The sequence below is a fragment of the Bacillus sp. MT94 genome, from assembly GCF_058792475.1.
Map to the genome: position 1 here is coordinate 496,883 of NZ_JBXAEZ010000002.1, position 25,324 is coordinate 522,206.

The following is a 25,324-nucleotide window of genomic DNA, read 5'->3' on the forward strand; positions in this document are numbered from 1 at the left end:
CCTATAGCAGTAAAATTACAATAAGTAGCCCTGCTAGTACCCCTAAGCTCTTAATCATTTTTTCGTATTGCAGTTGTAGTGCTTTCGCTTCTCCTTCTTCTCTCTCCAAATGTGTAATACATAAGCGAATATGTTTTTGTTGTGATTCACGATCATGTTGCCCGAGCGTTTCACCAAATTGCTGCAGTATTTCATACTCAGTTTGTTGAAATGCGGTTAACTTCCAGTTCTCTTTCAAACTATCTATCCACGCTTCTCTTACTGTTTGTTCCCCGCTTTGTAGTCTTCTGGCGAAACTTTGAAATATCCAATTTAATGGCTTTGGCATTTGTTTAACTAATCGCTCGGCAGCCTCAGATAAAGGTGTGTGTCCATACATAATTTCTGCTTCTAATGATTGAAGTGCTGATTTTAATAATCTAAGTTGCCTCGGCCTCTCACTATATCTTTTAGCGTATGAAAACCCGAAAAAGGTGCTGACCGCAACGATTAACACTGCACCGAATATTTTCACCATACGCCCTCAGCCTTTCTACTTGATAGCACTGGTTTTCCATATTTATCTTTCACCTGCATAACCGTTCCTGGACCCCTTGCTTTTGACAACTCCACAAACCTATCAAATATACCAAGCTCTAGCACTGCCTTTAGCGATGGACGTCTCACAACATCCTCATAGGAAAATCCGTGTGCACTTATAAAAAGCTGAACACCTGCATGCACTGCCTCCATAATTGCTTCACTATCTTCTTTACGGCCAATTTCATCTACGATCAAAATATCAGGACTCATAGAACGAATCATCATCATCATTCCTTCTGCCTTTGGACACGCGTCTAACACATCGACTCGGGTACCAAAATCATATTGCGGGATCCCTTTCACACAGCCAGCAATTTCTGACCGTTCATCAACGATCCCCACTTTACAAGAAGGAATTTCCGAAGCACTTACTCCTTGACTCATGCAACGAGCTACATCTCTTAAAAGTGTCGTTTTTCCCGTTTGCGGAGGGCCAATTACCATCGTGTTTAACCATCTTTTTTCATACAAATATGGCAAAAGCGGTTCAGCAATCCCTATTTTTTGACGAGCAATACGAATATTAAAGGAAGAGACATCACGAATCATTTTCACTGCGCTTTTTTCTGTAATGACTTTTCCCGCTAATCCGATTCTATGCCCCCCGCGAAGTGTCACATACCCACGTTTTAATTCCTCTTCCATCGTATAAATTGAGAATTGACTTAACTTATTCAGTAAGTAAATAGCATCCTCTGCAGTAGTGATATAGTCATAAAAAAACACCTTTCCGTGTGCAATACACTCTAGCGGTCTTCCAATTCGAACACGAATTTCCTCTAAAGCATCGTATTGCTTACATTCTTCAATTAAATACTTCATCGTTTTTGGTAAAACTTCTAATACCTCTTTCATCGGCTTCTCCCCACTATACTCGACTTACTATTTCAGTAATGCGATAAAAATACAGCAAATTCCAAGCGCTAGAAAAAAGAGCTTCAAGAAAGAAATTTCACTTGCTACACTCGCTATCCCAATTGTCATTGTTAAAATTAATACGGTAGGTCCAACAAACGCTAACATACCATTTATAAACAACGCTTTCTTCGCATCATTCACATAAAGCATAAGCAAAGCAGCAAATATCTCCGCACTACCTGAAAATAATCGAAGTGCTCCCATAACAAGCACGGATGTTTCCATTGCCGCTAGCCACTGTTTCATTCTTCCACCTTCTCCCGTAACAGTTACTAACTTCGTATTCTTAAAAAGAATATATTTGTACAACCATATGCAGAGGTTGTCTATTTCAGAAGTAAAAACATAATTTTTCTCTAAAGCCCGAATTAGAATCTGAATATTCATATTACTTTATGGTATATTATGGTACATTTAGTTTAAAAGGGGTATAAACCATGCAGCACGTTACTTTATTACCACTCGATTTACGCTATACAAATGTGATTTTCGAGCTATCAAGTGATCCACATATAAAAAATGCATTAGGGATAACGGTAGAAAACATCGAAGACACAAAAGCATTTCTTCTTTTCGCAATAGAAGAAGAACATCAAAAGAAATCCTTATCGAGAATGATTGTGAATGAAGAGAATGAAATAATTGGCCTCACCACACTTAAACATATTAATGATGAGAAGAAGCAATCTCACATTGGTAGTTGGCTCGGCTATCCGTACTGGGGAAAAGGCTATAACGAGGCTGCTAAAAAAGAAATCTTTAAAATCGCCTTTTTAGACTTACAACTTTCCTACGTATTTGCTGGTGCTAAAACGAATAATACCCGCTCGTTAAAAGCACAAGAAAAACTACCTTATATTTCATTGCATGTGGAAAACAAGTTTCCAGACGAATACGCTGCACTAGAGAAAGAAGTAAAGTCAACTTGCTCTTTGCATGTCGTGTCACGTGAAAATTTTTTAAACTGGTTGAGATTACAGAATGAGGGGGAAAAATATGAAGACATTGAAAATTAGTTTAACCGTTGTAGTAGAATTAGCTCTTATTTATCTTTTTTCCTTATTGGTCGGTTGGTCATTTATAGAGACATTTTTCCTTGGTAGTTTAGCAATATTTGCAATTATGTGGTTAATTATTATGAGTAACCATAGAAATAACATTACAGATCACGCAATAAGTAAAACATTAACTGGTGTTGAGACTGGGGAAATAAAACCATTTCAAATTGTTTTGACTCCATCTATTATGGGTACTCTTTCACTTGTTTTAGTCAGTTTTATTATAACAGCTATTTACTATATACCCTATTTCCTATAAAAAAAGCACTCGTGAATTATCACGAGTGCTTTTCTACTATGCACGAGAAACGTATTTACCTTCACCAGTGTTGATGATAAGCATTTCGCCTTCGTTAATGAAGATTGGTACTTGTACAACAAGACCAGTTTCTAATGTAGCTGGTTTTGTTACGTTAGAAGCAGTATCACCTTTAATACCAGGCTCTGTTTCTGTAACTTGTAATTCAACTGTGTTTGGAAGTTCAACACCAAGTACTTCGCCTTGGTAAGTCATGATTGCTACTTCCATGTTTTCTTTTAGGAATTTAAGCTCGCGCTCGATTTGTTTTTCACCAAGCTCGATTTGCTCATAAGTTCCGTTATCCATAAATACGTGAGCCTCACCACTTGCGTATAAATATTGCATACGACGGTTTTCGATGTGTGCTTTTTCTACTTTCTCACCTGCACGGAATGTTTTCTCCTGAACAGATCCTGTGCGAATGTTACGTAGTTTAGAACGAACGAATGCAGCACCTTTACCTGGCTTTACGTGTTGGAAATCAAGTACTTGCCAAAGGGCATTGTCCACTGAAATTGTTAAACCTGTACGAAAATCGTTTACTGAAATCATGTAAAAAAATCCTCCTGTGTATTACAAAATAATAAGTTCTTTTGGTGATTTCGTAATTACTTCATTACCTTCACTTGTCACAATGATATCATCTTCAATACGTACGCCGCCAATACCTGGAATATAAATACCTGGTTCTACTGTTACAGCCATACCGGGTTCAAGTACTGTATCAGAACGGAACGCTAAACCTGGTGCTTCATGGATTTCAAGACCTATTCCATGACCAGTAGAGTGTCCAAAGTATTCACCATATCCTTTTTCCGTTATGTAATCACGCGTTAGCGCATCAGCCTCGCGACCTGTTAAACCAGCTTTAATACCGTTCACACCACGTAGTTGTGCTTCTAAAACGATATTATAAATTTCTTTTAATTTATCAGATGGTTCACCGACTGCAATCGTACGAGTAATATCAGAGCAATATCCTTTGTAATAAGCGCCGAAGTCTAATGTAACGAAATCTCCTGTTTCTATCACTTTTTCAGATGCCACGCCGTGCGGTAATGCCGAACGAAGACCTGAAGCAACGATAATATCAAACGAAGAAGATGTTGCTCCTTGTTTTCTCATGAAAAATTCAAGTTCATTTGACACTTCAATTTCAGATACTCCCGGGCGAATGAATGATAGAATATGCTCAAAGGCAGCATCTGCAATCTGTGCAGCTTCCTTTAATATCTTAATCTCTGAATCAGTCTTTATCAAGCGTAACTTTTCTACAAGTCCAGAAGTTGGGATAAATTCAGCATCAATCGCTTCCTTATGCGCTGAATAAGAACTATATGTAAGAGTATCTTGCTCAAAACCAAGCTTTTGAATTCCAAGCTCTTTCACTTGCTTTGCCACTTCATCAATGATTAATCCTGCGTGCTGTACAATCTCATATCCAACCGCTTGTTTACTTGCCTGCTCGACGTAACGGAAATCTGTAATAAATTGCGCACGATCTTTTGAAATAAGAACTACACCTGCTGTTCCTGTGAAGTTAGCCATATATCTACGACTATGTTCATTTGTTAACAAAATACCGTCAATGCCAGCCTCACCAAATGCACTTCGTAATCTTTCAATTTTCTCCATTACTTTATGCCTCCCTCAATTTCTCCATTAATGCAAATAACGCTAACTTATAGCCATAAAAACCAAATCCAACAATTTGTCCTGCACAAACAGCTGCCGTCACAGATTCGTGACGGAACGATTCACGCTGATGAATGTTAGAAATATGTACTTCAATAACAGGAATCGAAATGCTCGCAATGGCATCACGAATCGCATAGCTATAATGCGTAAATGCTCCCGGGTTTAAAATGATCCCTTCATATATATCTTCCGCTTCATGAATAATGTCGATAATGGCACCTTCATGATTCGATTGGAAACATTCTAACTCCACTCCCATTGTTTCCGCTTCTTGCTTCATATCTGCTTCAAGTGTCGCTAGCGTGCCCTTTCCATATACATTTACCTCACGAACACCGAGGCGATTTAGGTTAGGACCGTTTACGAGGAGTAACTTTTTCATATTCTTAAAACTCCTTAATATTAAATATCTATACAATATTTTAACATAGGAGTTACTTATTTGAATAGTTCGTCTTCTCTCGCCCTTCTTGCTCTACTTTATTGCTATTTACTGCGTAAGAAACAGAATATGCTATAAACACACCATACAATATAAAAATACATATTGTCGTTACAATTGTCTCTTTTGGTAAATGGAGCGCACTTTTAATAACAGGAGCCATTAAACCCATCCCCAAAAACAGTAATGCCCACCAAAATAATCCATAAATAATTCCCGCAATAATCCCTTCAAACTTCGCAAAAAATGCTTTATACAAAAAGGCAATCAAAATTGAAAGAAGTCCCATACAAACTATTCCTGACACATTCCCCCATACACCTTCCTTCCAACTTCCAAACGCAAATGGTAAAAGGAAATAATTCGGTCCCGCCTCCGTGAATGAAAATATATGAAGGAAATACCATATCCCGCCCCAAAAGATTCCACCAAACAAACCGATTTGTACAAAATTCCTTGTTCCTAATTGTTCTTGACTCACATCGACACCTCCGCTCAATAGTATGCCCGAAACTATTTTGAAGCATGTTTAAATCCTGCGAAATTTGTCTATAAAAAGAATAAGAAATGTCCGACTCTCATAACATTTTCCCTTGTCATCTACTTGTATTTGCCGATAAAATAAAGGAAACTCGGTGATTGTCTTATTTCAAAACGACAGAACCCAGTATGACAATTGCCTCTTTTTCTACATAAGAGAGAAACAAATACAGGTTGGTGTTAACATGGCAGAAGAGTCAAAACAAATATATGGCGGGCAAGCGGTCATAGAAGGAGTTATGTTTGGCGGTAGAGAATATACTGTTACAGCGGTTCGTCGTAAAGATAAATCGATTGAATTTTATCGATTACCACGCGTTCGTAATAAAGTATTATCTATCCTAAAAAAAATTCCATTTTTACGAGGTATTGCCGCTATTGTGGATGCAAGTGCGAATGGAGCAAAGCATTTAAACTTCGCTTCAGAACGATTTGACGTCCACCCAGAAGATGATGAACAAATTGCAAATAAAAAAGAAGAACAATCAAAATTAACGATGGTATTAGGAGTTGCAGCTGTTGGCGTTTTATCTTTCATATTCGGTAAAGTCATCTTCACAGCAGTTCCTGCACTATTAGCTGAATTAACGAGACCGATTTTCCCATCTCATACTGGGCAAATCATTGTCGAAAGTGTCATTAAGCTCATGCTATTATTGAGCTATATATACTTTATTTCTTTAACCCCACTTATTAAGCGGGTATTTCAGTATCACGGTGCAGAGCATAAGGTAATCAATGCTTATGAGAATAACCTTCCTCTGACTGTAGAAAACGTTCAAAAGCAAACTCGCCTCCATTATAGATGCGGCAGTAGCTTTATTATATTTACAGTCATTATTGGAATGTTCGTTTATTTCCTAGTCCCTACAGATCCTCTTTGGGCACGAGTTATAAACCGAATTTTATTAATTCCAGTTGTACTTGGTATTTCTTTTGAAGTATTGCAATTTACAAATCGATTAAGAGATATTCCCGTATTACGCGTACTTGGATATCCTGGGTTATGGCTACAACTATTAACAACGAAAGAACCAACAGATGACCAAGTGGAAGTAGCAATTGCATCGTTTGAAGAATTATTACGTTTAGAGAACAAACAATAATTATTTAAAAATGGTGTTCAACTCCTTTCCTCATCGTTAATATACTAATTTTAATATACGTTTTTAGGAGGTGTCCCTTATGAACGGTCGTTCGTTTACTTTCGCTATATTTGTGCTTATTATTGGATTGGCAATATTCGGCCTTGTTTCATCTGTTATTACAAATCCCATGGGTGTATTAAGAAATATCGGGTACATGTTACTTGTTGTCGGTATCTTTTACTTGCTATACAAGATGTTTACAAATTCCAGTGGTTCTGCAAATTCGCAAAGCTCATATAAGCGTGCGGCAAAACAATCGAACCGCAAACATGGGAAACAAAATGTAGCACCCCTAGGCAATTCTTTCCTTAAGTCAAATACTTCTAATGACAAAAGTAAAAAAGGGAATTCTTCCACTTTGAAACGAAAAAGAAAACAGTCTCATTTAACTGTCATTGAAGGCAAAAAAAGCAAAAAGAAAGACCGTGCTTCCTTTTAGGAAATACGGTCTTTTTTTATACTTTGAAGCACTTCTTTTAAACTTTTCTCTCTCATACTTTCAATTCGAAGATGATGATTTTCAAATAATAAATTCCGTGTCACATCATTAGGTACAACAACGCATGTTAATCCCGCTGCAACTGCTGCTCTCAATCCATTTAATGAATCTTCAAATACAACAGCTTCAGATGGCTTAATTCCTAATTCTTCTATTGCAACTCGATAAAGAGCTGGATCTGGTTTTACCTTCTCAACATCTTCTCTCGTTTTAATTACTTCAAAATATTCTCGAATCTGTAGCTCTTCTAAAAAATGAATAACCCATTCTCTAGACGAACTAGAAGCTAGTGCGATTTTTAATCCCATTTCTTTCGCTTCTTCTAAATATTCTTTTACTCCGTCACGAGCTTCTGGTATTTTCATTTTCTCCTTATGTAAAGTTGCCACTTTTTCTTTTAATACACTTTTGTTAAACTTCTCTTTTAATTGATCATTTAAATATGCAAAAAGCACCTCATCTGTTGTTCCAATGCATTTCGCAAATTCCTCTAAAGGTAGTTCCCCGCCGTATTCACGAACAGCATCTCTGAAAGAGTGAAACCATATCGTTTCTGTGTCCACAATTAATCCATCAAAATCAAAAATAATTGCTTTCATAATTCTCCCATCCTTTTCGAATTGAAATAAAAAAGGAAACGCCATCCGTTCCCCTTAATTACTTTTCTCTTCATTTGCTTTTTGAACACCACGAAGTGTTTCCACTCGAACCTCATCTTGTTCAAAGTATTGTACTAAATCACCGATACGGTCAATTGATTCCCAACTTAAATGATGTTCAATTCCTTCTACATCATTATAAATTTTGCTTTCATCCACACCGATAATGCGCATAAACTGTTCTAACAATTCATGTCGATATACGAGACGTTCCCCGATTTTTTTACCTTTTGATGTTAATACAAGCCCTCTATATTTTTCATAAATTAGATATTCGTCTTTGTCTAATTTTTGTACCATTTTTGTTACAGAGGATGGATGTACACTAAGCGCTTCAGCAATATCAGATACACGGGCATAACCCTTTTCATCAATCAACAAATAAATTTGTTCAATATAATCTTCCATACTAGGGGTAGGCATCGGTTTCCTCCATCCAATTTCATTTTGCTTATTCCGTACGAAGCAATCAATAAAATGATACACCAGAAAGAATAACGTGACAAGGTGGAAACGAGCCTAAATCTGCAAAAGTGAAAAGAACCTGTATTCAAATACAAGTTCCTTTCATGTAAAATATTGAATTTCTGCGTCAGGAAAAAAGTGATGAATATATCCTCGAATCGTTTCCTCCAATACTTCTGCATCATCTTTTTTATATACATATTTCCCAATTCCATATCGTCCCCATTTATACTTTCGCTTCTCTTCATCCATTTCAAGCTTCGTATTTGGATAACGCTCTTGAATAACCTTTTTCGCTGGTTTCGTAAAACGATGCTGAATTAATTCAAACGTTAAATTTGGTATCGTCATATCTTTCAGCGCATTGTACAGTCGCTCAAATAGTTCACGATATCCTTCTTCCCATCCTTCATGCATATAAAGTGGCGCGACTATAAAACCAAGTGGATAACCTGCACCTGCTACTTTACGTGCCGCCTCAATTCGCTCCTCAAATGGCGATGTCCCTGGTTCAAAATTTTTAATTACATATCGTGAATTTATACTAAACCTGAAACGAGTTTTCCCGTTATGTTTTGCATCTAATAAATGATCAACGTGCGAATATTTCGTAACGAAACGTAAACGCCCATGCTCACTTTCTCCAATAAATTCGATCGCCCGCTTTAATGCATGTGTTAAATGATCAATCCCAACGATATCTGATGTACAAGCAGCTTCAAACCTTGTGATTTCAGGTGCTCTCTCATCCATATATTGCTTTGCTTTCTCAAATATTTCATCAAGATTCACATACACGCGAACGTAAGGCTTACTCCCAAGTGTCGTTTGCAAATAGCAATAATGACAATGTCCCATACACCCTGTTGCAAGCGGAATTGCATATTCAGCTGACGGTTTTGATGTATCAAACTTTAATGTCTTCCTCACCCCAACGACAAGCGTCGCTTTTGCATTACGATACTTTTGCAAATCATTTTCTCCTGGCAAATTTCTAATTTGATTATGTGATGTCGTTTCACGAATTTCTAATCCCATCTTCGTAAACTTCTCATAAAGCTCTTTTCCAAGCGGATATTCAAGTGCCTTTGGTTCAAAGTAAACGAGTTTTGGCATAAATGGTTTCATGTGCTTCCCTCCCTCTCGTTAGTATGGGAAACGTTGAAAAATTAACACGCATTAAAGTTTTCAACTTCAGTAACTTGCGTTGCAAGTTACTGAATGTTATAATTTGGATAACAACTACCTTGCAACGCAAGTTACCTGAGTAAAAGGTGGTGAAATCATGCACAGCCAAATGTTAAAAGGTGTGCTCGAAGGTTGCATCCTATACATCATTTCACAAGAAGAAGTGTACGGATATGAACTGAGCACAAAATTAAATAAACACGGATTTACATTCGTAAGCGAAGGAAGCATATATCCGTTATTGTTACGTATGCAAAAAGAAAAATTGATTGAAGGAACATTAAAAGCCTCCTCACTCGGTCCAAAACGAAAATATTATCACGTAACCGATAAAGGATTAGAGCAGCTTGAAGAATTTAAACAAAGCTGGGGAATGGTTTCAACTACGGTAAATAACTTATTACAGGGGGAGTGATAGGGATGAATGCCCAAGACATGGTTGAATTGAATAATACAAAACGTGAGCTTCTAACTTCCGAAAACGAAGCTGCTTATGGTGATATGTTAGTATATCTTCGAATATCAAACGTACCTCAGCAACAAATGGAGGAGCTTTTACTAGAAATATTAGATCATCTTATCGAAGCACAAGCAGAAAATAAAAGTGCTTACGACATTTTCGGTAATGATTTACAATCTTATTGCGATGAACTTATATCAGCTTTACCAACCCAAACAAAGTTAGAAAAAACTTCTTTAATTGGATTTTCTATTAGCTTACTTCTTGCTATACAGTTTGGAATCAATGCAATTGTTTCATTTTTTATGTTTCTCTTTGAAAAAAACAATATATTATCAAGTCCGCCTTTTAGCATCCTTGGAACTACTTTGTCTGTTTCAATAATTATACTAGGTATACTATTTATTTTATATTTATTAAAGCGTTACTCCTTTGATCAGAAAATGAATTGGAAAAGAAGAATTCTATTTGGATTCGCATTTGCTACTCCATTTTGTTCCGCTGTATTCTTAAATATTTATTTCCAAAAGCAACCTTATCTCATTTATCATCTAAACTTTTGGCAAAATGCTTTAATTGCTATCTTATTTTTTATTTTATATAAATTACTATATAGAAAATCAAATTTTTAACAGCCCTTCAAAAGGCTGTTTTTTCTTCTGTCTAATTTTACAAATTGAAAAATTTCATAAAGAAAATAAGAAAAATGCAAAATAATTAAAGTTAATTGTTGACGTGATGCTTTTATTATCGGTATCATAAATCTTCGTGAGCAATTATTTTTCGTTATACGATTTTTTTATTATTACTGAATTTTTGAGAGGAGAAATTAGATGTCAGTTAAGAAGAAAACGCAAGTACGCACCGGCAAAATGGTACGTGAACTAATGTTAGCAGACGAAGATGTAAATGCTTCGCTAATTATGGTATATAGTGAAAACGGTGTAAACGCAGAAATTAAAATCGAGGGCTTAACGCCGAAATGTAACGAAGAATTATTTTTGAGCGGAAACGTGGATTGGAACAAGAGTGTTATTTATAAAATTGTTGATTTCACTGGAAACGCTGAAGTTGGTAAAGTTACATTAACAGCGATGAACAAAAACAATGTTTCTCTAGAAATTGAACGCGTTATGTGGAGTAAAGAAAATAAAGAAGCTGCCGAGCAAGAAGAAACTGTTGTAGAAGCTACTCCGAAAAAAGAAGTAGTTGTAGAAGCGCCAAAAGCAGTTACACCTGCTCCAAAACCTGTTACGCGAGTAGAAACACCTGCAGCACCTAAACCTACTCCGGTACCAACACCGAAGCCAGTAAGTGTAGAAGCTGCTATGGAATTATCTACTCCAGCACCTGTGAAAAAAGCAGTACCAACTCCAGTTACAAAGCAAGAGTCTGCACCGGTTGCGCCTGCAAAACCGAAGCAGCCTGCTTTGACTGAAACAAATTCAAAACTACAAGAAAATTATGTTAAACTCGTGAAAAAGACAATTGAAGTTTGTCAAGATTACGAGCTTGGCATCGACATAGATGATTCTATTGAAGGCTTAAAAGAAGAACTACAAAGCCAAGGTATTAGCGTTACATTTGATAAAGAAATTATGGACGTTGTAAGTCGTCTTCGTTCTTTACAAGATAAAGGAATCAAAGTAGAAAAAGTACTTAATTTACTATAAAAAAATAAGAGATGGCAATTGCCATCTCTTATTTTTTATAATTCCACTCATTACTTTCATACTTTTCTTTCGCTAACGTTTGAACTTCATGTAACTGTTCTTCTGTTAATTCATATGGAACAAGTTCTACATCCAATCCTTTTTCAAACCCAATTTCAAACGCTTTAATTAACTGTTCTATCGTAAATGTACGGTCTGTTAATTCATTAATTGCTACTGCTTTAGAAGAGAACATACTCTTCATACGTTCCTTCACACGTTCATTTGGGAATAAAAATAGATCATATAGTTCATCTAAATCAATTTCTAATGGAATCGATCCATGCTGTAAAATAACACCTTTTTGACGTGTTTGAGCACTACCAGCAATTTTTCTTCCTTCCACTACAATTTCATACCAAGATGGTGCATCAAAACATACACCTGAACGTGGATTTTTCAAATTTTCACGATCTGCTTCTGTTTTTGGAACTGCATAATATGCTTCTAACCCTAATGCCTTAAAACCATCTAATAAGCCTTGCGAAATAACACGATATGCTTCTGTAACTGTTTTCGGCATATTCGGATGATCTTCAGACACAATAACACTATACGTTAACTCTTTGTCATGTAGTACACCCCTGCCGCCTGTTTGACGACGAACGAATCCATATTTTTTTTCGTTAACTACATCCATATTAATATCTTTCTCAACACGTTGAAAATATCCAACTGTTAATGTTGGTACTTCCCATTCATAAAAACGAATTGTTGGTGGCATTTTCTTTTCACTTTGCCAATTTAACAAACATTCATCTAACGCCATATTAAATGCCGGTGAACATTGACCAGAGTTAATATAACACCATTTTTCTTTTCCCATCCTGCACCTCATATAACCAATTATTTTTCACATTCTCTAGTCTACCAAATTCGACAAAATTTGTGAAAGAATACGAAATTTCTTCTTATATGCAAATGAATCTGTTGCATAAATACATATGGGCATTATAATATTGAAAGTAGGATAAGAAAAAAGGGAGCGATAGAATCGTGTCAACAACTTGGATTATTTTATTAGCCGTAATCGTAGCATTTATCGGCTACACTGTATGGATGTACTTCTATCAGAAAAAATTAATTAAAACTCTTACAGAAGAAGAATTTCGCGCTGGCTACCGTAAAGCACAGCTTATCGATATTCGTGAAGCAGACGAATATAACGCAGGGCATATTTTAGGTGCACGTAACATTCCGTTATCACAAATTCGCCTTCGCCATAAAGAACTTCGTCAAGATCAACCTGTTTACTTATATTGCCAAAGCGGATTCCGTACAGGTCGTGCAGCGCAATACTTAAAAAAACAAGGCTACAAAGATTTCTACCAATTACAAGGTGGATTTAAATCTTGGACAGGCAAAATTAAAAAGAAATAATAACATACAAAAAACTAGCTGAATAAATCAGCTAGTTTTTTCATTTCATCTTATTCGCAATGTATAATAAATTCTGCTTGATTACCTTTTCATCGTTCTCTTCTACATTCCGATACAGCAGCTGATATTCAATTCCTTTCTCTTTCCATATAAGCGTAGCAAATTCGTCACCACGTTCATAATCATCTTTATTTTTAAAATAAGCAGACGTTCCATTATTCAGTTTCATTTGTTCTTGAAATCGCTTCTCTTCCATAAGATCCGGAAAACTATAAGGAAAGTTCGCGACATTTAACTCAATATACTCATTTCTACCTGGCTCCTTCTGTTTATATTTAATCGTTAAGACTGCGTTCTTTTTCCCAAGCGTTCTTACTTCACCCTTCACATCACTTGTAATGTCGTACGGTAAAAACGTTGGAACTTTAAACTTCACCGGAAAATATTTTGGAAGTTCCTTTAGCGGAATAGGATCCGTAACACGATCCATAGCTCCTCCTGTTGTTCCCACAAAGTGTTTTTCTTCTTGCATCGTTTGCTGAAACGAACACGAACTAAGTACAAAACTAGAAAACACGAAACAAATGATTCTTTTTTTCAATTTGTTTCCGCCCTTTCATACCGCTCTCTTAACGAACGAAGCGTTGATATGCTCTTCATATTCGCTTTGTCATCAAACTCCACCTTTGAAAACTTTCCACGTTATTCTCACACATTTTGACAACACTTTTTGCAAACAAAAAAGACCCCTATCATTCTTACGCCCAAGTGAAAAGGTTACGCGAATAAAAAGAAGTCTTATTAATACCATAGTTTGTGAAAAGCTTTTCAGGTCAAGATTTTTTCTTTCTTATTATTTTCCCTTTATAATAAGGGAAAGAGGTGATACATATGGCCAATATAAAACAAATTGCTAAAACTGCTGGTGTATCGATATCAACTGTTTCTCGTGTTCTGAATAATCACCCTTACGTAAAAGAAGAAAAGCGTAAGCGTGTTCTAGACGCTGTTGAAGAATTAAACTACGCAAAAAATATAAATGCTGTCCATTTAATAAGAGGGAAAACATATACAATTGGCGTTATGCTTCCTTTCATTAACCTCCCCTACTTCAGTACCATTATTGAAGGAATCGGTAACGAAGCATTATTAGCTGGATATCACATTAATTTATGCCAAACAAATTACGATAGCCTTGAAGAAATTCGTGTTCTTGAAATGATGAAAATGAAACAATTTGATGGGATGATTATTTGCTCCCGAACGAGCTCTTGGGAACAAATCGAACCTTTCGCAAAATTTGCCCCTATTATTTCATGTGAAAAAATGAAGCACCTCCTCATTTCATCCATCTACGTAGATCATTATGAAGGTTTCCGTCTCGGTACTGCCTATTTACTAAGTAAAGGCCATGAAAAAATCGGAATTTGTTTAGCAAGAAAAACAAGTGTAAATTCCATGGAGCGCGAAAAAGCGTTCGCCGATACCCTTCGTAACGAAGGGAAAACGTTGCATCCTGAATGGATTTTCCACCAATGCTATACAATGCAGGACGGAGCACAAATACTCCATCGTATTTTAAATATGAAAAATCGTCCAACTGCTATTTTTACAGCGAACGATCAAGTTGCAGCTGGTTTATTAACAGAGGCTCGAAAACATAGCATTCGAGTACCTGAAGACCTTGCTATCCTTGGATTTGATAATCATGAAATTTCAAAGGCATTAGAAATTTCCACAATTGAACATCCCGGTCTCGCAATGGGCTCACATGCTTTTTCTTTATTCTATAAGCAGATCCAAAGCGAGCAAATTGGCGGCAGTGCAAAAGAACTTTCATTCCATTTAATTGAGCGAGAGACTGTCTAAAAAGAGCGTTACCTATAACGCTCTTTTTCAGCTCTTCACCTATTGACATTATATTTTTTATCTCATATAATGAACCTAACGAACGGTAGGTAGGGGATGAAAATGACAGCAAACCGCATTAAAGCTGTAGCACTTTCTCATTTCGCACGCTACGGCTATGAAGGAACTTCATTGGCAAATATTGCTCAAGAAGTTGGGATTAAAAAACCATCGATTTACGCACACTTTAAAGGAAAAGAAGAGCTATATTTCATATGCTTAGAATCTGCTCTTCAAAAAGATTTGCAGAGCTTCACAGGCGATATCGAAAGCTTTTCCAATTCGTCCACTGAAGAATTGCTTTTAAAATTATTAAAAGGCTATGCAAAACGCTTTGGTGAAAGTGAAGAATCAATGTTTTGGTTACGAACTTCTTATTTTCCGCCTGATGCATTTCGCGAACAAATTATTAATAAAGCAAATGTACACATTGAAAACGTCGGAAAACTTTTATTCCCTGTATTTAAAAGAGCAAGCGAACAAGATGAGTTGCATAACATTGAAGTGAAAGACGCCTTAGAGGCTTTTCTATGCTTACTCGACGGTCTTATGGTTGAACTACTATACGCAGGTTTAAATCGTTTTGAGACACGTTTAGACGCTTCTTGGAAAGTATTTTGGCGCGGACTTTCAAACTGACGGATTGCTCCTTTGCAATGCGTCGTTTTTAAGCCCTTTACCTAACGACTGGTAGGAAGGAGAAATGACATATGGCATGGATTTATGTAATCATCGCTGGTATTATTGAAATATTTTGGGTGATTGGACTAAAAAAAGCAGAGGCACCACTTGAATGGGCTGGTGTCGCTCTATTAATTACAATTAGTTTCGTCTTATTATTTAGAGCTTATAAAGATTTACCTGTCGGCACTGTATACGCAGTCTTTACAGGAATCGGAGCTGGCGGAATCGTTCTTACAGAGATTTTCATCTTCGGAGAACCTTTCTCTATCGTAAAAGTTTTATTAATCGGTTTAATCTTCTTCGGAGTAATTGGTTTAAAACGAGTAACAGAAGAAAAAGAAGCGAAGGAGGCCGCATAAAATGGCTTGGGTATTTTTAATTCTAGCTGGTATTTGTGAAATTATTGGTGTACTCTTTATGAAAGTAGCCACTGAAAAGAAAGGCTGGGCACCAAAAGTTATTTTAATCGCTAACTTCGGCGTAAGCTTCTTCTTCTTATCTCTTGCGATGAACACATTACCGATGGGAACTGCTTACGCAATTTGGACTGGAATCGGAACTGCTGGAAGTGCACTTCTAGGCATTCTCATTTTCCGAGAATCAGCGGATTGGCGTCGTCTTGCTTTCTTAAGCTGTATTCTATGCGGCGCTGTTGGCTTAAAACTATTAAGCTAACGTGAGGTGAATGTCATGTGGAAAGAAAAAGGAAAGAAAATATTAGCATGGATCACACTTGGTATCGTCATTCTATTACAAATAAGTTTTCATATAATAGAATGGTTGTTTCATAAAGTAGTATCCATTCTTACCTTCCTTCCTAGCATGGCACTTGAAATTGCATCTATTGCTTGGTCAATTATTGCCTCCATTGCAATCGTCATTATATGGAGTATCGCCAAGCTATGGAATAAGTTATTTAAAAAGGACAGTACTTCTGAAAAAGAATAACTGTCCTTTTTTATATTCATTCAGACTTTCTGTAGAAGTTACATGTGATAAGACAAAACAGACCAATTATGGCAATACTTATACCAACCCCTTTATGTAAACTTGGAAATAACAGTGGTATATCCGAGTAAACATTTGCTAATATGAGACCGATTGAAACGAAAAGTACCCCTATTCTATATAACCATTTTCTTTTGTTCATCATTCTCCCCTCCTAAAATTTTTCATACACTCCTTTCTTTTGGACATACTACCTAAAAAAGGAGTGAATAATATGCAAAATTCTATACATAAGCAAATCCTATTTTTATTTTTCCTATTTCTTATTCTCATCATCGTTTTCAGCTTTATATTACATACTCCGACAGATGTACCAAATAGCGTTTCTTTTTATAAACTACTGCTCTCGTATTGTCGTTATTGAAGAAGGTGCCTTTTTTAAGGCACCTTTTAAAATTCTCTTTTTTCATATATTTTTACTGAAACGAAGATAGATGCTATGAACATGCATATTGAACCAATGAATAACAAGCTGTTATATAGCTGAATTTGTTCTAAGTTGATTTGAAACAAAGCTTCTAAAACAATTATCGGTGCCATGAATATTACTATCGCAATAAAAATAGTTTTCTTATACCCTAGCCAAAAGGATAGCGGTAAAACCAAACTTAAATACACTAAAATAAAGCTAATACTAGCAACTATTGTCGTTTCAATAAATTCAAATAAGTTAACCCCGCTCTTCATTCCCATCGTGAAACAACCGACCGTTACACTTATAAAAAGAATAATAATTGCTACTATATATTTCGCATACACAATTTGTTTTCTCAATATTGGTAAACTATTTACTATAACTTCACTCTCATTTTTACTATCTGCTTCAAACGTTTTTACTGTTGCCCCAATTGTAATAATTACTGACATAATGATGAATAAATTTTCCGTATCTGTTAAGGCCATATAAAAGAAAACAGGATACAGTATGTACCAAATTAAAAATTTCCATTGAATGATGAAATCTTTTAAAATTAGTTGCTTGATCATGTATTACCCCTCCTAATATGAAAATGTCCCTTCTATAACTCTGCCTCCTGAAACATTTTCATTGAGAGAAACATTGATATGACTATACTTACTAACACTCCAATACCAAGAACACCCATTGCTAGTGTAGCCTCTTGAGAGTGAAGTACTTTTAGCATAATTGTTTTATCACCAAAAATATTGCACATAAGACCAATCATACCCATTAAAGGAAAAAGCATAATCAAATTCAAGACAGTAATAACTTTATATCCCCCAATGTAATTAGTCGGTATCGTTACTGCACAATAAATCAAAGTTGCTACTATTGCTGAAAATATTGCATACCCAGGCATAACTATATCTCTGTTCAATAAAACATTTCCTAATATTACGACTATAAAAGTTACACTCAAACCAGCCATAATAAATAATGTGCTTGAAATATATTTAGCTATAATTATCTCTTTTCTCGTTATAGGCAAACTCACTAACACTTTTTCTGCTTTACTTTTCTCGTCATAATAAAAAGAAATATATATAATCGTACTACATGTTATAAATACTCCTATTGCAATCCCCATTGGTTCGACGGAATCCTTAAAAATAGATAAAATGGGTATTAAAAAATAGAAAGGAAACATCTTCTTCTGTAAAAAAAACTCCTTCAAAATCAACTGTTGCATATGAATTCTCCTCTCTATAAATCACGCGTTTCATAAATTTTAATTGTAAGAAACATAGAAGCGATATAGGCACTAGCTAGTGTGATTAATCCAACTATAAATATGCCAAAATGTAATGGATTCATAATCCAATCAATGAATGATGCCGTAGCACTTTCTCCGTCACCAATAAACATTCCAACAATAACACCTATTCCAGCAGCTCCACCTGTAAATATTCCACGTACTATTTTTGATTTTGTCCCATAATAACTCGGGAATAATGCTGTAATATAAACTAAAGAATATACAGCACCTCTGACTACTACATACCAAGGAATTTCAATATGCAAATTGGGATGATAAGCTCCAATATCACCAATGACAGCGATACCTCTTATAAGAAAAACAACTAGCGTAGTAGAAATCATGCCACCTACAATAAATATTACACCCGAAATATATCTAGCAATAATGATATCCTTTCGTCCAACAGGTAAACTATTTATAATAACATCACTTTTATTTTTTTCATCCATCGCTATTAGTATCATAGAAGATGATATCGTTATGAGTAAGCAACTCATTGGAAATAACAATTCACCATCTGGATCTAATCCAAAGAAAACAAGAGGCATAATAAAATACACTAACCACATAACCCGAAAAAAGAACAAATCTTTATAGATTAGCTGACGCATAGGCACCTCTCCCTTTCGCAGTGTAAACGATAATGTCATCTAATGTAGGCTTTTCTAGTACAACCTCATTTCCAAACCAATCGATAATTCCTTGTTTATCCTTCGCTAAACCTTCGAAACCGAATTTATTTTTTCGTAATCCAACAAATAGTTCTTTTCCTTCTCGATCTAATAAATCATTGCTTCCCTTAACGATTACGTAGTTCTCCATTAATTCATCTTTTTCACCAGTAAATATAATTTCTCCATCGTTGATAAACGTAATATAATCTGCAATACGTTCTAAATCCGTTGTAATGTGGGTTGAGAATAATACAGATACTTCATCTTCCATTACAATTTCTTGCAACATATCAAGTAATTCACTTCGGACAACTGGATCTAATCCTGCTGTCGGCTCATCCATAATGATAAACTCTGCATGATGTGAAAGTGCGATGGCAATCGCAAACTTCATTTTCATCCCTTTAGATAGCTCTTTAATTTTTTTATACTTTGGAACTTGCAATCTGTGCATATACGATTGGTATTGATTTTCGTCCCACTTTTTATATAACGGTGCAATAATACGTTTCATTTGTTCACACGTTAAATCTTCGTAATAATGATTTTCATCATATACAAAACCAATATTTTGTTTTATGTCCTTTTCAGCTTTCTTATTGTCTTTGCCAAAAATTTTTATATCGCCGCTATCTTTTCTAATTAAATTCATAATCATTTTGATCGTTGTACTTTTCCCAGCACCATTTGGTCCGACAAACCCCATAATATATCCTCGTGGTAATGCAAAACTTATATTTTTCACTGCAAAATCTTCATAACTTTTACAAACGTTTTTTAACTCTAACATCTCTCTCATTCCCCCTTATATAAAAACGCAATCATCTGCTGCAATTCTTCAAGTGAAAGCTGCAACACTTTACTTTCTTTTACGATTTCTTCAGCCTTACTTTCCAATAGACGTAGCCGCTGTTCTTTTAATAGTTCATTATTTTTACGTGAAACATAAGTCCCCTTCCCAGCAACAGTTTCTATATATCCTTCTTTTTCAAGCTCCTCGTACGCACGCTTCGTTGTAATTACACTAATTTGCAATTCCTTCGCTAAGCTACGAATAGACGGTAATTGGTCTCCACCCTTTAAACCACCATTTAAAATAAGCTGGCTTAATTGTTTTCTTATTTGCACATAAATAGGGTCTTGGGAAGAATTCGAAATAATAATATTCATGTTTTCCTCCAGTGTGTGTATATACTGTATATACCTTATATATACAGTATATACACAGCATCCTATTTTTGGCAAGAAAAAAAGACCAACATTTTCCTGTTGGTCTTTCGTATATGTATCACTTTTCAAAGCGATCTAACATCTCGTCTCTCATTCCGAAACTTACTACTGCAATTCCTATATACATAAACAGAAGGAATGCCGGATGAACCGTGTTGTACCAGCTGCTGTCAACGATTAAGTAAATCGTTAATGCCACAACAAGAACAAACGCTAAGATAAACATATAAAAGTGTCTTGTACTACCCATGATAAACTCCTCTCTTCTCACTTCACCATTCAACAGTTTATTTTATCGAATAATTCGATATGACTCAAGGTTAACTTTCTGTTATGTAATCAAGTTCCACCTTTACAATGTCCTCACATGCTATTGAAATGATTGTTCCTTGTTTATCAATCGCCGTCACTTCTCTATTATCCATTACACGATTTGCTACTCTTTCTAACACTTTCCCTTGGTCTCGATAGCAAAATTCTTTTACATCTTTAATTGTTTCTCCATTTTCTAAATGGTATACCATTCTATAACATCGATATCCCACACTTTCACCCCCGTCTTGCTCGTTTTTTCACATATACATAAAAATGAGTAATTTTTGCCTCATCACATCTTCTTAATTTCAATAAAATTCTAACAAAAATAAATACTTTTATCAAACCGACTTTTTCAACAAAACTACCTATAAAACTACACCTTTACACCATTAGGAAACAAAAAATATAATTTTTTAACATTTTCTTCACTATTTCTGCACAAATTCTCCATACAAAAAAAGAACCCGCCGCAGCGAGTTCTCCTTTTGTTATTCTAATCAAACTTGTACAGGAGCTGGCTTTGCATAACGTAAAACTGGTTTACGTGCAGCCATCGTTTCGTCTAAACGTTTAATGACTGTCGTATGCGGTGCTTCTTGTACAACTTCTGGATTTTCTTCTACTTCTTTAGCGATTTGAATCATCTTATCAATGAAACCATCTAATGTTTCTTTTGATTCTGTTTCTGTCGGCTCAATCATAATACATTCTTCCACATTTAATGGGAAGTAAATTGTTGGTGGATGGTAACCGAAATCAAGCAGACGTTTTGCAATATCTAATGTACGTACGCCAAGTTTCTTTTGACGACGACCTGATAATACAAATTCATGCTTACAATGTCTATCGAATGGAAGATCGTAGAATGGCGCTAATCTTCTCATCATATAGTTCGCATTTAATACAGCATACTCAGTTACTGCACGCAAGCCATCTGGACCCATAGAGCGAATATACGTGTATGCACGAACGTTAATTCCGAAGTTACCATAGAATGGCTTCACACGACCAATTGCTTCTGGACGGTCGTAGTTGAAGTGATAACCATTTTCCGTTTTTTCTAAAATCGGTTTTGGTAAGTACGGAATTAAATCAGCTTTCACACCTACTGGACCAGAACCTGGGCCACCACCGCCGTGAGGACCTGTAAATGTTTTATGAAGGTTTAAATGCACAACGTCAAATCCCATATCTCCTGGGCGTGCTTGGCTTAATACCGCATTTAAGTTTGCACCATCATAGTATAACTTACCGCCTGCATTATGGACGATTTCTGCCATTTCTAAAATATTTTCTTCGAATAGACCTAATGTATTAGGATTTGTTAACATAAGTGCTGCTGTTTCTTCGTTTACAACACGTTTTAAGTCTTCTAAGTCAACAAGGCCATTTTCATTTGATTTTACTGTAATTGTTTCAAAACCAGCTACAGTTGCAGATGCCGGGTTCGTTCCGTGAGCAGAGTCAGGTACAATTACTTTCGTACGGTTAAAGTCACCATTCGCTTCATGGTATGCACGAATTAACATTAAACCTGTCCATTCTCCGTGTGCACCAGCTGCTGGTTGTAAAGTAACAGTATCCATACCTGTAATTTCAATTAAATGCTCTTGTAAGTCATACATTAATTCCATTGCACCTTGTACTGTCTTTTCATCTTGCAGTGGATGAATATTCGCAAATCCTGCGAAACGAGCTACACTCTCATTAATTTTCGGATTATATTTCATCGTACAAGATCCAAGTGGATAGAATCCAGAATCAACACCGTGGTTACGGTTTGAAAGTGCTGTATAGTGGCGCATAATATCAAGTTCAGATACTTCTGGTAGCTCTGCATCTTCTACTCGAATATAATCGCTCTCAAACACATCTTCTAGTTTCACTTCTTCTACATCTAATTTGGGTAAGCTATATCCTATGCGTCCTTCTTTACTCACTTCAAAGATAAGTGCTTGGTCTTGGTTCTTCATTGGATAGCCCCCATTTCGTTTACAAGTGTGTCAATTTCCTCTTTTGTACGAAGCTCAGTTACTGCTACAAGCATATGGTTTTCATGCTCTTTATAATCACGGCCTAGATCGTAACCACCGATAATATTCTTTTGTAATAATGCATCGTTTACTTCTTTCACTGGACGTTTGCAATCTACAACAAACTCATTGAAGAATGGCCCAGCAAATGTTACTGTGAAGCCTTTCGCCTCAAATTGACGTTTTGCATACTGTGCTTTAGAAATGTTTTGACGTGCCATTTCTTTCACACCTTGTTTGCCAAGTGCCGTCATTGCAACAGAAGCTGCTAATGCATTTAACGCTTGGTTTGAACAAATATTAGACGTCGCTTTATCACGGCGAATATGCTGTTCACGTGCTTGTAACGTTAATACAAATCCACGTTTACCATCTGAATCTACAGTTTGTCCAACAAGACGTCCTGGAATTTTACGCATAAATGCTTTCGTTGTTGCAAAGTAACCACAGTGCGGTCCACCAAACTGCGTTGGAATACCGAATGGTTGTGCATCACCGATTACAATATCAGCACCAAATTTCCCTGGTGGTGTTAATGCGCCTAATGATAATGGATTTGAAGAAACGATAAATAATGATTTTTGTTGATGAACGATTTTTTCAATATCAGCTAATTTTTCAACTTGTCCGAAGAAGTTTGGATATTGAACGATTACACAAGCAACTGTATCATCTACTTCACTTTGTAATACGTCTAAATCTGTTACACCATCTTTATGATTAATTTCAACAACTTCAAGATTTTGACCTTTTGCATACGTTTCAAGTACTGCTCTTGATTCTGGATGAACCGCGCTAGATACAAGAATTTTCTTTTTGCGAGTATGGCCAGCTGCTAACATTGCCGCTTCAGCTAAAGCTGTACCCCCGTCATACATAGAAGAGTTTGCTACATCCATTCCTGTTAATTCACAAATCATTGTTTGGAATTCAAAGATTGCTTGTAATTCCCCTTGTGAAATTTCCGGTTGGTATGGTGTGTAAGCTGTATAAAATTCTGAGCGAGAAATAACATGATCTACAATTACTGGAGCATAATGATCGTATACGCCTGCTCCTAAGAAAGAAGCGTATTCTTTTAAGTTAGCATTTTTACTAGCCATTTGAGATAGCTCTTTTAAAAGCTCTGGCTCTGATTTTGCTTCTTTAATTTTTAAATCCCCTTTAAAACGAACACTCTCTGGAATATCAGAGAATAATTCATCGATCGTTTGAACGCCGATCGTTTGTAACATTTCTTTTTTGTCTTCTTCTGTCATTGGAAGATAACGATGCAACATGAAATCTACCCCTCTCCCCGTTACTTTGAACGTTTGTAAAATGGTGTTGGAACAACTACTGCTTTGACGCGTTTATTACGAATTTCAATTTCTACTTCTGTATCAACTGCTGCGTATTTTACATCAATTAGTGCTAAACCAATGCTTTTCTTTAACGTTGGAGATTGTGTACCACTCGTTACTTCCCCAATTTTTTCTTCACCAATAAATACAGGGTAATGCGTACGAGGAATTCCACGTTCGATTACTTCGATGCCGACTAATTTACGAGGCGCACCGTTTTCTTTTTGCTCTTTTAACGTTGCTTTTCCAAAGAAGTCTGCTTCTTTATTTGTTTTTACCGCAAAGCCAATTCCAGCCTCAATCGGTGTAATATCTTTTGATAATTCTTGTCCATAAAGTGGTAATGTTGCTTCGAATCGAAGTGTATCACGAGCACCTAAACCACATGCTTTTAAGCCCTCTTCTGCTCCAACTTCAAGAAGTTTCTCCCAAAGTTTTGCAGCATCTTCACTCTTACAGTAAATTTCGAATCCATCTTCACCTGTATAACCTGTACGAGATACAAGTGCTGGAATTCCATCTACAAGAATATCGTTTTTAAATTTAAAGAACTTAATTTCTTTCAAATCTTCTGACACAACTTTTTGTAAAATGCCTTCTGCTTTTGGTCCTTGAATTGCAAGCTGTGCAACTTCACTAGAAACATTGACTACTGTCGCATCGCCAATTACATGACTTGCTAACCATTCGTAATCTTTCTCGATATTTGATGCATTGATTACTAATAAATAGTCTTCTTCACCACGTTTGTAGATTAATAAATCATCTACTGTACCACCATTTTCGTAGCACATAGCTGTATATTGTGCGCCCCCTACCTTTAAGGTAGATACGTCATTTGTAACAACACGTTGTAAAAATGCTAAACTATCTACACCTTTTACTTCAACTTCTCCCATATGAGACACATCGAACAAACCTGCAGCTGTACGTACAGCTTCGTGTTCTTCTTTAATGCTTGAAAATTGAACTGGTAATTCCCAACCACCGAAGTCGATTGTTTTCCCACCATACTTCGCGTATACATCAAATAACGGTGTACGTTGTAATGTAATCATGCTCTCTCCCCCTTATGCTTTGACAAATCAATAAAAGTTGCTTCCTTTTTCTAAACATTTTCATTCTGAAAAGATAGGATATACGGAATCTCATTATATTTTTTTATGAAAGCGTAAATAAAAAATCACTTTCTTGGATAAAATACGAAAGATTCCACACATTTCACACCATTATCCTAACATCATTCGCTATATTTCATCAATATTCTAGCATAAAAAATAATTTAGAATTTTTTATTTTAAAACACAATAAATACAGCTTTTGAGATTTAATACTTTATTATTGTCTATCATATA

36 protein-coding genes are annotated in these 25,324 nt (G+C 35.9%); 13 read left to right on the top strand and 23 right to left on the bottom strand.

All coding sequences use genetic code 11. The annotated features are described in order from the left end of the window. Position 1: 1 nt before the first annotated feature. From spoIIIAB to AC1Q51_RS08245, 3 genes are read right to left on the bottom strand one after another with little or no spacing between them, the layout of a single operon-like run. Positions 2-517, bottom strand: coding sequence for a stage III sporulation protein SpoIIIAB (spoIIIAB, locus tag AC1Q51_RS08235; protein WP_000238703.1), 516 nt, complete (start codon positions 515-517; stop codon positions 2-4). Further along, positions 511-1,437 (bottom strand): stage III sporulation protein AA, encoded by a 927-nt coding sequence (spoIIIAA, locus tag AC1Q51_RS08240; protein WP_000665907.1) that lies wholly within the window; start codon positions 1,435-1,437, stop codon positions 511-513. The genes spoIIIAB and spoIIIAA overlap by 7 nt, the downstream gene beginning before the upstream one ends. A gap of 27 nt (positions 1,438-1,464) precedes the next feature. After that, a complete protein-coding gene (locus AC1Q51_RS08245; RefSeq protein ID WP_000816050.1) occupies positions 1,465-1,746 on the bottom strand; it encodes a YqhV family protein in 282 nt (93 codons plus the stop codon). A 191-nt stretch (positions 1,747-1,937) separates the two neighbouring features. Here AC1Q51_RS08245 and AC1Q51_RS08250 point away from each other — a divergent pair, with 191 nt between their 5' ends. Together AC1Q51_RS08250 and AC1Q51_RS08255 are read left to right on the top strand one after the other, a co-directional pair. Then, positions 1,938-2,516, top strand: coding sequence for a GNAT family N-acetyltransferase (locus AC1Q51_RS08250; RefSeq protein ID WP_023522996.1), 579 nt, complete (start codon positions 1,938-1,940; stop codon positions 2,514-2,516). Continuing rightward, positions 2,497-2,817: a hypothetical protein gene (locus AC1Q51_RS08255; RefSeq protein WP_078400973.1), complete on the top strand. Its 321-nt coding sequence runs from the start codon at positions 2,497-2,499 to the stop codon at positions 2,815-2,817. The genes AC1Q51_RS08250 and AC1Q51_RS08255 overlap by 20 nt, the downstream gene beginning before the upstream one ends. A gap of 36 nt (positions 2,818-2,853) precedes the next feature. Here AC1Q51_RS08255 and efp read toward each other — a convergent pair whose 3' ends face one another. Genes efp through AC1Q51_RS08275 form a run of 4 tightly spaced genes read right to left on the bottom strand, consistent with a single transcriptional unit; the run spans position 2,854 to position 5,480 of the window. Continuing rightward, positions 2,854-3,411, bottom strand: a complete 558-nt coding sequence (gene efp / locus AC1Q51_RS08260) for an elongation factor P (protein ID WP_000626513.1) — start codon at positions 3,409-3,411, stop codon at positions 2,854-2,856. Positions 3,412-3,432: 21 nt separating this feature from the next. Continuing rightward, entirely contained in the window at positions 3,433-4,494 is a 1,062-nt protein-coding gene (gene pepQ / locus AC1Q51_RS08265; protein ID WP_000411057.1) for a Xaa-Pro dipeptidase, read from the bottom strand. Between the two features lie 4 nt (positions 4,495-4,498). Continuing rightward, positions 4,499-4,939 (bottom strand): type II 3-dehydroquinate dehydratase, encoded by a 441-nt coding sequence (gene aroQ, locus AC1Q51_RS08270; RefSeq protein ID WP_000735140.1) that lies wholly within the window; start codon positions 4,937-4,939, stop codon positions 4,499-4,501. Positions 4,940-4,991: 52 nt separating this feature from the next. Further along, positions 4,992-5,480, bottom strand: a complete 489-nt coding sequence (locus AC1Q51_RS08275) for a YqhR family membrane protein (protein WP_000076886.1) — start codon at positions 5,478-5,480, stop codon at positions 4,992-4,994. Between the two features lie 244 nt (positions 5,481-5,724). Here AC1Q51_RS08275 and AC1Q51_RS08280 point away from each other — a divergent pair, with 244 nt between their 5' ends. Next, on the top strand, positions 5,725-6,645 hold the full coding sequence (locus tag AC1Q51_RS08280; RefSeq protein ID WP_000807120.1) for a DUF1385 domain-containing protein: 921 nt from the start codon (positions 5,725-5,727) through the stop codon (positions 6,643-6,645). 79 nt (positions 6,646-6,724) lie between these two features. Then, positions 6,725-7,126 carry an SA1362 family protein gene (locus AC1Q51_RS08285; RefSeq protein WP_001014464.1) on the top strand — a complete coding sequence of 134 codons (402 nt, stop codon included), beginning with the start codon at positions 6,725-6,727 and terminating at the stop codon, positions 7,124-7,126. On the opposite strand, the gene AC1Q51_RS08290 is transcribed toward AC1Q51_RS08285, so the two are convergent. The 3 genes from AC1Q51_RS08290 to splB form a co-directional block, all read right to left on the bottom strand. Further along, positions 7,123-7,785: an HAD family hydrolase gene (locus AC1Q51_RS08290; protein ID WP_033657528.1), complete on the bottom strand. Its 663-nt coding sequence runs from the start codon at positions 7,783-7,785 to the stop codon at positions 7,123-7,125. The two genes, AC1Q51_RS08285 and AC1Q51_RS08290, sit on opposite strands and share 4 nt — an antisense overlap. Positions 7,786-7,839: 54 nt before the next feature. After that, the gene (gene mntR, locus AC1Q51_RS08295; protein ID WP_001143080.1) at positions 7,840-8,268 is read right to left on the bottom strand and encodes a transcriptional regulator MntR; all 429 of its coding nucleotides are present in this window, start codon (positions 8,266-8,268) and stop codon (positions 7,840-7,842) included. A 144-nt stretch (positions 8,269-8,412) separates the two neighbouring features. Further along, the gene (splB, locus tag AC1Q51_RS08300; protein ID WP_097925421.1) at positions 8,413-9,438 is read right to left on the bottom strand and encodes a spore photoproduct lyase; all 1,026 of its coding nucleotides are present in this window, start codon (positions 9,436-9,438) and stop codon (positions 8,413-8,415) included. 157 nt (positions 9,439-9,595) lie between these two features. Here splB and AC1Q51_RS08305 point away from each other — a divergent pair, with 157 nt between their 5' ends. From AC1Q51_RS08305 to AC1Q51_RS08315, 3 genes are all read left to right on the top strand, one after another. Further along, positions 9,596-9,913 carry a PadR family transcriptional regulator gene (locus AC1Q51_RS08305; protein ID WP_000556083.1) on the top strand — a complete coding sequence of 106 codons (318 nt, stop codon included), beginning with the start codon at positions 9,596-9,598 and terminating at the stop codon, positions 9,911-9,913. A gap of 5 nt (positions 9,914-9,918) precedes the next feature. Then, the gene (locus AC1Q51_RS08310; protein ID WP_141541667.1) at positions 9,919-10,590 is read left to right on the top strand and encodes a DUF1129 family protein; all 672 of its coding nucleotides are present in this window, start codon (positions 9,919-9,921) and stop codon (positions 10,588-10,590) included. A gap of 201 nt (positions 10,591-10,791) precedes the next feature. Next, positions 10,792-11,631, top strand: coding sequence for a hypothetical protein (locus AC1Q51_RS08315; protein WP_098250888.1), 840 nt, complete (start codon positions 10,792-10,794; stop codon positions 11,629-11,631). Positions 11,632-11,659: 28 nt separating this feature from the next. On the opposite strand, the gene AC1Q51_RS08320 is transcribed toward AC1Q51_RS08315, so the two are convergent. Beyond that, positions 11,660-12,496, bottom strand: a complete 837-nt coding sequence (locus AC1Q51_RS08320; protein WP_000514076.1) for a lipoate--protein ligase family protein — start codon at positions 12,494-12,496, stop codon at positions 11,660-11,662. Between the two features lie 170 nt (positions 12,497-12,666). On the opposite strand from AC1Q51_RS08320, the gene AC1Q51_RS08325 reads away from it, so the two are divergent. Then, the gene (locus AC1Q51_RS08325; RefSeq protein WP_000108653.1) at positions 12,667-13,050 is read left to right on the top strand and encodes a rhodanese-like domain-containing protein; all 384 of its coding nucleotides are present in this window, start codon (positions 12,667-12,669) and stop codon (positions 13,048-13,050) included. Positions 13,051-13,090: 40 nt separating this feature from the next. Here AC1Q51_RS08325 and AC1Q51_RS08330 read toward each other — a convergent pair whose 3' ends face one another. Continuing rightward, positions 13,091-13,627, bottom strand: a complete 537-nt coding sequence (locus AC1Q51_RS08330) for a hypothetical protein (RefSeq protein WP_033695179.1) — start codon at positions 13,625-13,627, stop codon at positions 13,091-13,093. A gap of 314 nt (positions 13,628-13,941) precedes the next feature. Between AC1Q51_RS08330 and AC1Q51_RS08335 the strand changes: the two genes are divergently transcribed. The 5 genes from AC1Q51_RS08335 (at position 13,942) to AC1Q51_RS08355 (ending at position 16,590) form a co-directional block, all read left to right on the top strand. Then, positions 13,942-14,919, top strand: coding sequence for a LacI family DNA-binding transcriptional regulator (locus AC1Q51_RS08335; RefSeq protein WP_144476758.1), 978 nt, complete (start codon positions 13,942-13,944; stop codon positions 14,917-14,919). Between the two features lie 96 nt (positions 14,920-15,015). Beyond that, entirely contained in the window at positions 15,016-15,597 is a 582-nt protein-coding gene (locus AC1Q51_RS08340) for a TetR/AcrR family transcriptional regulator (protein WP_002005730.1), read from the top strand. A 71-nt stretch (positions 15,598-15,668) separates the two neighbouring features. Next, a complete protein-coding gene (locus AC1Q51_RS08345) occupies positions 15,669-16,001 on the top strand; it encodes a DMT family transporter (protein WP_000312339.1) in 333 nt (110 codons plus the stop codon). A gap of 1 nt (position 16,002) precedes the next feature. Next, positions 16,003-16,317: a DMT family transporter gene (locus tag AC1Q51_RS08350; protein ID WP_000312623.1), complete on the top strand. Its 315-nt coding sequence runs from the start codon at positions 16,003-16,005 to the stop codon at positions 16,315-16,317. A 15-nt stretch (positions 16,318-16,332) separates the two neighbouring features. Then, positions 16,333-16,590 carry a DUF3975 family protein gene (locus AC1Q51_RS08355; RefSeq protein ID WP_000265371.1) on the top strand — a complete coding sequence of 86 codons (258 nt, stop codon included), beginning with the start codon at positions 16,333-16,335 and terminating at the stop codon, positions 16,588-16,590. 16 nt (positions 16,591-16,606) lie between these two features. On the opposite strand, the gene AC1Q51_RS08360 is transcribed toward AC1Q51_RS08355, so the two are convergent. From AC1Q51_RS08360 to gcvT, 11 genes are all read right to left on the bottom strand, one after another. Beyond that, complete coding sequence (locus tag AC1Q51_RS08360; protein ID WP_097925253.1) at positions 16,607-16,795, bottom strand: hypothetical protein; 189 nt, start codon at positions 16,793-16,795, stop codon at positions 16,607-16,609. A gap of 245 nt (positions 16,796-17,040) precedes the next feature. Then, complete coding sequence (locus AC1Q51_RS08365) at positions 17,041-17,634, bottom strand: ABC-2 transporter permease (RefSeq protein ID WP_080476022.1); 594 nt, start codon at positions 17,632-17,634, stop codon at positions 17,041-17,043. Between the two features lie 35 nt (positions 17,635-17,669). Continuing rightward, complete coding sequence (locus AC1Q51_RS08370; RefSeq protein ID WP_098284565.1) at positions 17,670-18,302, bottom strand: ABC-2 transporter permease; 633 nt, start codon at positions 18,300-18,302, stop codon at positions 17,670-17,672. A 14-nt stretch (positions 18,303-18,316) separates the two neighbouring features. Beyond that, positions 18,317-18,982: an ABC-2 transporter permease gene (locus AC1Q51_RS08375; RefSeq protein ID WP_098284564.1), complete on the bottom strand. Its 666-nt coding sequence runs from the start codon at positions 18,980-18,982 to the stop codon at positions 18,317-18,319. Further along, the gene (locus AC1Q51_RS08380; protein ID WP_065222868.1) at positions 18,963-19,835 is read right to left on the bottom strand and encodes an ABC transporter ATP-binding protein; all 873 of its coding nucleotides are present in this window, start codon (positions 19,833-19,835) and stop codon (positions 18,963-18,965) included. The genes AC1Q51_RS08375 and AC1Q51_RS08380 overlap by 20 nt, the downstream gene beginning before the upstream one ends. Before the next feature lie 5 nt (positions 19,836-19,840). After that, a complete protein-coding gene (locus tag AC1Q51_RS08385) occupies positions 19,841-20,215 on the bottom strand; it encodes a GntR family transcriptional regulator (RefSeq protein WP_001021350.1) in 375 nt (124 codons plus the stop codon). Positions 20,216-20,333: 118 nt separating this feature from the next. Next, positions 20,334-20,525, bottom strand: a complete 192-nt coding sequence (locus AC1Q51_RS08390; RefSeq protein ID WP_000535933.1) for a hypothetical protein — start codon at positions 20,523-20,525, stop codon at positions 20,334-20,336. Between the two features lie 70 nt (positions 20,526-20,595). Further along, positions 20,596-20,799 carry a DUF3929 family protein gene (locus AC1Q51_RS08395; RefSeq protein WP_000262496.1) on the bottom strand — a complete coding sequence of 68 codons (204 nt, stop codon included), beginning with the start codon at positions 20,797-20,799 and terminating at the stop codon, positions 20,596-20,598. A gap of 291 nt (positions 20,800-21,090) precedes the next feature. Continuing rightward, positions 21,091-22,566, bottom strand: a complete 1,476-nt coding sequence (gcvPB, locus tag AC1Q51_RS08400; protein WP_000795702.1) for an aminomethyl-transferring glycine dehydrogenase subunit 2 — start codon at positions 22,564-22,566, stop codon at positions 21,091-21,093. Next, positions 22,563-23,906 carry an aminomethyl-transferring glycine dehydrogenase subunit 1 gene (gene gcvPA, locus AC1Q51_RS08405; RefSeq protein WP_000903240.1) on the bottom strand — a complete coding sequence of 448 codons (1,344 nt, stop codon included), beginning with the start codon at positions 23,904-23,906 and terminating at the stop codon, positions 22,563-22,565. The genes gcvPB and gcvPA overlap by 4 nt, the downstream gene beginning before the upstream one ends. A gap of 20 nt (positions 23,907-23,926) precedes the next feature. Continuing rightward, positions 23,927-25,027, bottom strand: a complete 1,101-nt coding sequence (gene gcvT, locus AC1Q51_RS08410) for a glycine cleavage system aminomethyltransferase GcvT (RefSeq protein ID WP_000631769.1) — start codon at positions 25,025-25,027, stop codon at positions 23,927-23,929. Positions 25,028-25,324 lie beyond the last annotated feature (297 nt).

What these genes read in the sequence shown, in the direction of transcription:
- AC1Q51_RS08340 (WP_002005730.1), top strand. Translation starts at nt 15,016, where the DNA reads ATGAAAATGACAGCAAACCGCATTAAAGCTGTAGCACTTTCTCATTTC.
- AC1Q51_RS08285 (WP_001014464.1), top strand. Translation starts at nt 6,725, where the DNA reads ATGAACGGTCGTTCGTTTACTTTCGCTATATTTGTGCTTATTATTGGA.
- gcvT (WP_000631769.1), bottom strand. Translation starts at nt 25,027, where the DNA reads ATGATTACATTACAACGTACACCGTTATTTGATGTATACGCGAAGTAT.
- AC1Q51_RS08255 (WP_078400973.1), top strand. Translation starts at nt 2,497, where the DNA reads ATGAAGACATTGAAAATTAGTTTAACCGTTGTAGTAGAATTAGCTCTT.
- efp (WP_000626513.1), bottom strand. Translation starts at nt 3,411, where the DNA reads ATGATTTCAGTAAACGATTTTCGTACAGGTTTAACAATTTCAGTGGAC.
- AC1Q51_RS08390 (WP_000535933.1), bottom strand. Translation starts at nt 20,525, where the DNA reads ATGGGTAGTACAAGACACTTTTATATGTTTATCTTAGCGTTTGTTCTT.
- AC1Q51_RS08320 (WP_000514076.1), bottom strand. Translation starts at nt 12,496, where the DNA reads ATGGGAAAAGAAAAATGGTGTTATATTAACTCTGGTCAATGTTCACCG.
- AC1Q51_RS08355 (WP_000265371.1), top strand. Translation starts at nt 16,333, where the DNA reads ATGTGGAAAGAAAAAGGAAAGAAAATATTAGCATGGATCACACTTGGT.
- gcvPA (WP_000903240.1), bottom strand. Translation starts at nt 23,906, where the DNA reads ATGTTGCATCGTTATCTTCCAATGACAGAAGAAGACAAAAAAGAAATG.
- AC1Q51_RS08250 (WP_023522996.1), top strand. Translation starts at nt 1,938, where the DNA reads ATGCAGCACGTTACTTTATTACCACTCGATTTACGCTATACAAATGTG.
- AC1Q51_RS08395 (WP_000262496.1), bottom strand. Translation starts at nt 20,799, where the DNA reads ATGGTATACCATTTAGAAAATGGAGAAACAATTAAAGATGTAAAAGAA.
- AC1Q51_RS08290 (WP_033657528.1), bottom strand. Translation starts at nt 7,785, where the DNA reads ATGAAAGCAATTATTTTTGATTTTGATGGATTAATTGTGGACACAGAA.
- pepQ (WP_000411057.1), bottom strand. Translation starts at nt 4,494, where the DNA reads ATGGAGAAAATTGAAAGATTACGAAGTGCATTTGGTGAGGCTGGCATT.
- aroQ (WP_000735140.1), bottom strand. Translation starts at nt 4,939, where the DNA reads ATGAAAAAGTTACTCCTCGTAAACGGTCCTAACCTAAATCGCCTCGGT.
- AC1Q51_RS08315 (WP_098250888.1), top strand. Translation starts at nt 10,792, where the DNA reads ATGTCAGTTAAGAAGAAAACGCAAGTACGCACCGGCAAAATGGTACGT.
- AC1Q51_RS08345 (WP_000312339.1), top strand. Translation starts at nt 15,669, where the DNA reads ATGGCATGGATTTATGTAATCATCGCTGGTATTATTGAAATATTTTGG.
- AC1Q51_RS08305 (WP_000556083.1), top strand. Translation starts at nt 9,596, where the DNA reads ATGCACAGCCAAATGTTAAAAGGTGTGCTCGAAGGTTGCATCCTATAC.
- gcvPB (WP_000795702.1), bottom strand. Translation starts at nt 22,566, where the DNA reads ATGAAGAACCAAGACCAAGCACTTATCTTTGAAGTGAGTAAAGAAGGA.
- AC1Q51_RS08245 (WP_000816050.1), bottom strand. Translation starts at nt 1,746, where the DNA reads ATGAAACAGTGGCTAGCGGCAATGGAAACATCCGTGCTTGTTATGGGA.
- mntR (WP_001143080.1), bottom strand. Translation starts at nt 8,268, where the DNA reads ATGCCTACCCCTAGTATGGAAGATTATATTGAACAAATTTATTTGTTG.
- AC1Q51_RS08335 (WP_144476758.1), top strand. Translation starts at nt 13,942, where the DNA reads ATGGCCAATATAAAACAAATTGCTAAAACTGCTGGTGTATCGATATCA.
- AC1Q51_RS08350 (WP_000312623.1), top strand. Translation starts at nt 16,003, where the DNA reads ATGGCTTGGGTATTTTTAATTCTAGCTGGTATTTGTGAAATTATTGGT.
- AC1Q51_RS08380 (WP_065222868.1), bottom strand. Translation starts at nt 19,835, where the DNA reads ATGTTAGAGTTAAAAAACGTTTGTAAAAGTTATGAAGATTTTGCAGTG.
- spoIIIAA (WP_000665907.1), bottom strand. Translation starts at nt 1,437, where the DNA reads ATGAAAGAGGTATTAGAAGTTTTACCAAAAACGATGAAGTATTTAATT.
- AC1Q51_RS08385 (WP_001021350.1), bottom strand. Translation starts at nt 20,215, where the DNA reads ATGAATATTATTATTTCGAATTCTTCCCAAGACCCTATTTATGTGCAA.
- AC1Q51_RS08375 (WP_098284564.1), bottom strand. Translation starts at nt 18,982, where the DNA reads ATGCGTCAGCTAATCTATAAAGATTTGTTCTTTTTTCGGGTTATGTGG.
- AC1Q51_RS08370 (WP_098284565.1), bottom strand. Translation starts at nt 18,302, where the DNA reads ATGCAACAGTTGATTTTGAAGGAGTTTTTTTTACAGAAGAAGATGTTT.
- AC1Q51_RS08310 (WP_141541667.1), top strand. Translation starts at nt 9,919, where the DNA reads ATGAATGCCCAAGACATGGTTGAATTGAATAATACAAAACGTGAGCTT.
- splB (WP_097925421.1), bottom strand. Translation starts at nt 9,438, where the DNA reads ATGAAACCATTTATGCCAAAACTCGTTTACTTTGAACCAAAGGCACTT.
- spoIIIAB (WP_000238703.1), bottom strand. Translation starts at nt 517, where the DNA reads ATGGTGAAAATATTCGGTGCAGTGTTAATCGTTGCGGTCAGCACCTTT.
- AC1Q51_RS08280 (WP_000807120.1), top strand. Translation starts at nt 5,725, where the DNA reads ATGGCAGAAGAGTCAAAACAAATATATGGCGGGCAAGCGGTCATAGAA.
- AC1Q51_RS08360 (WP_097925253.1), bottom strand. Translation starts at nt 16,795, where the DNA reads ATGATGAACAAAAGAAAATGGTTATATAGAATAGGGGTACTTTTCGTT.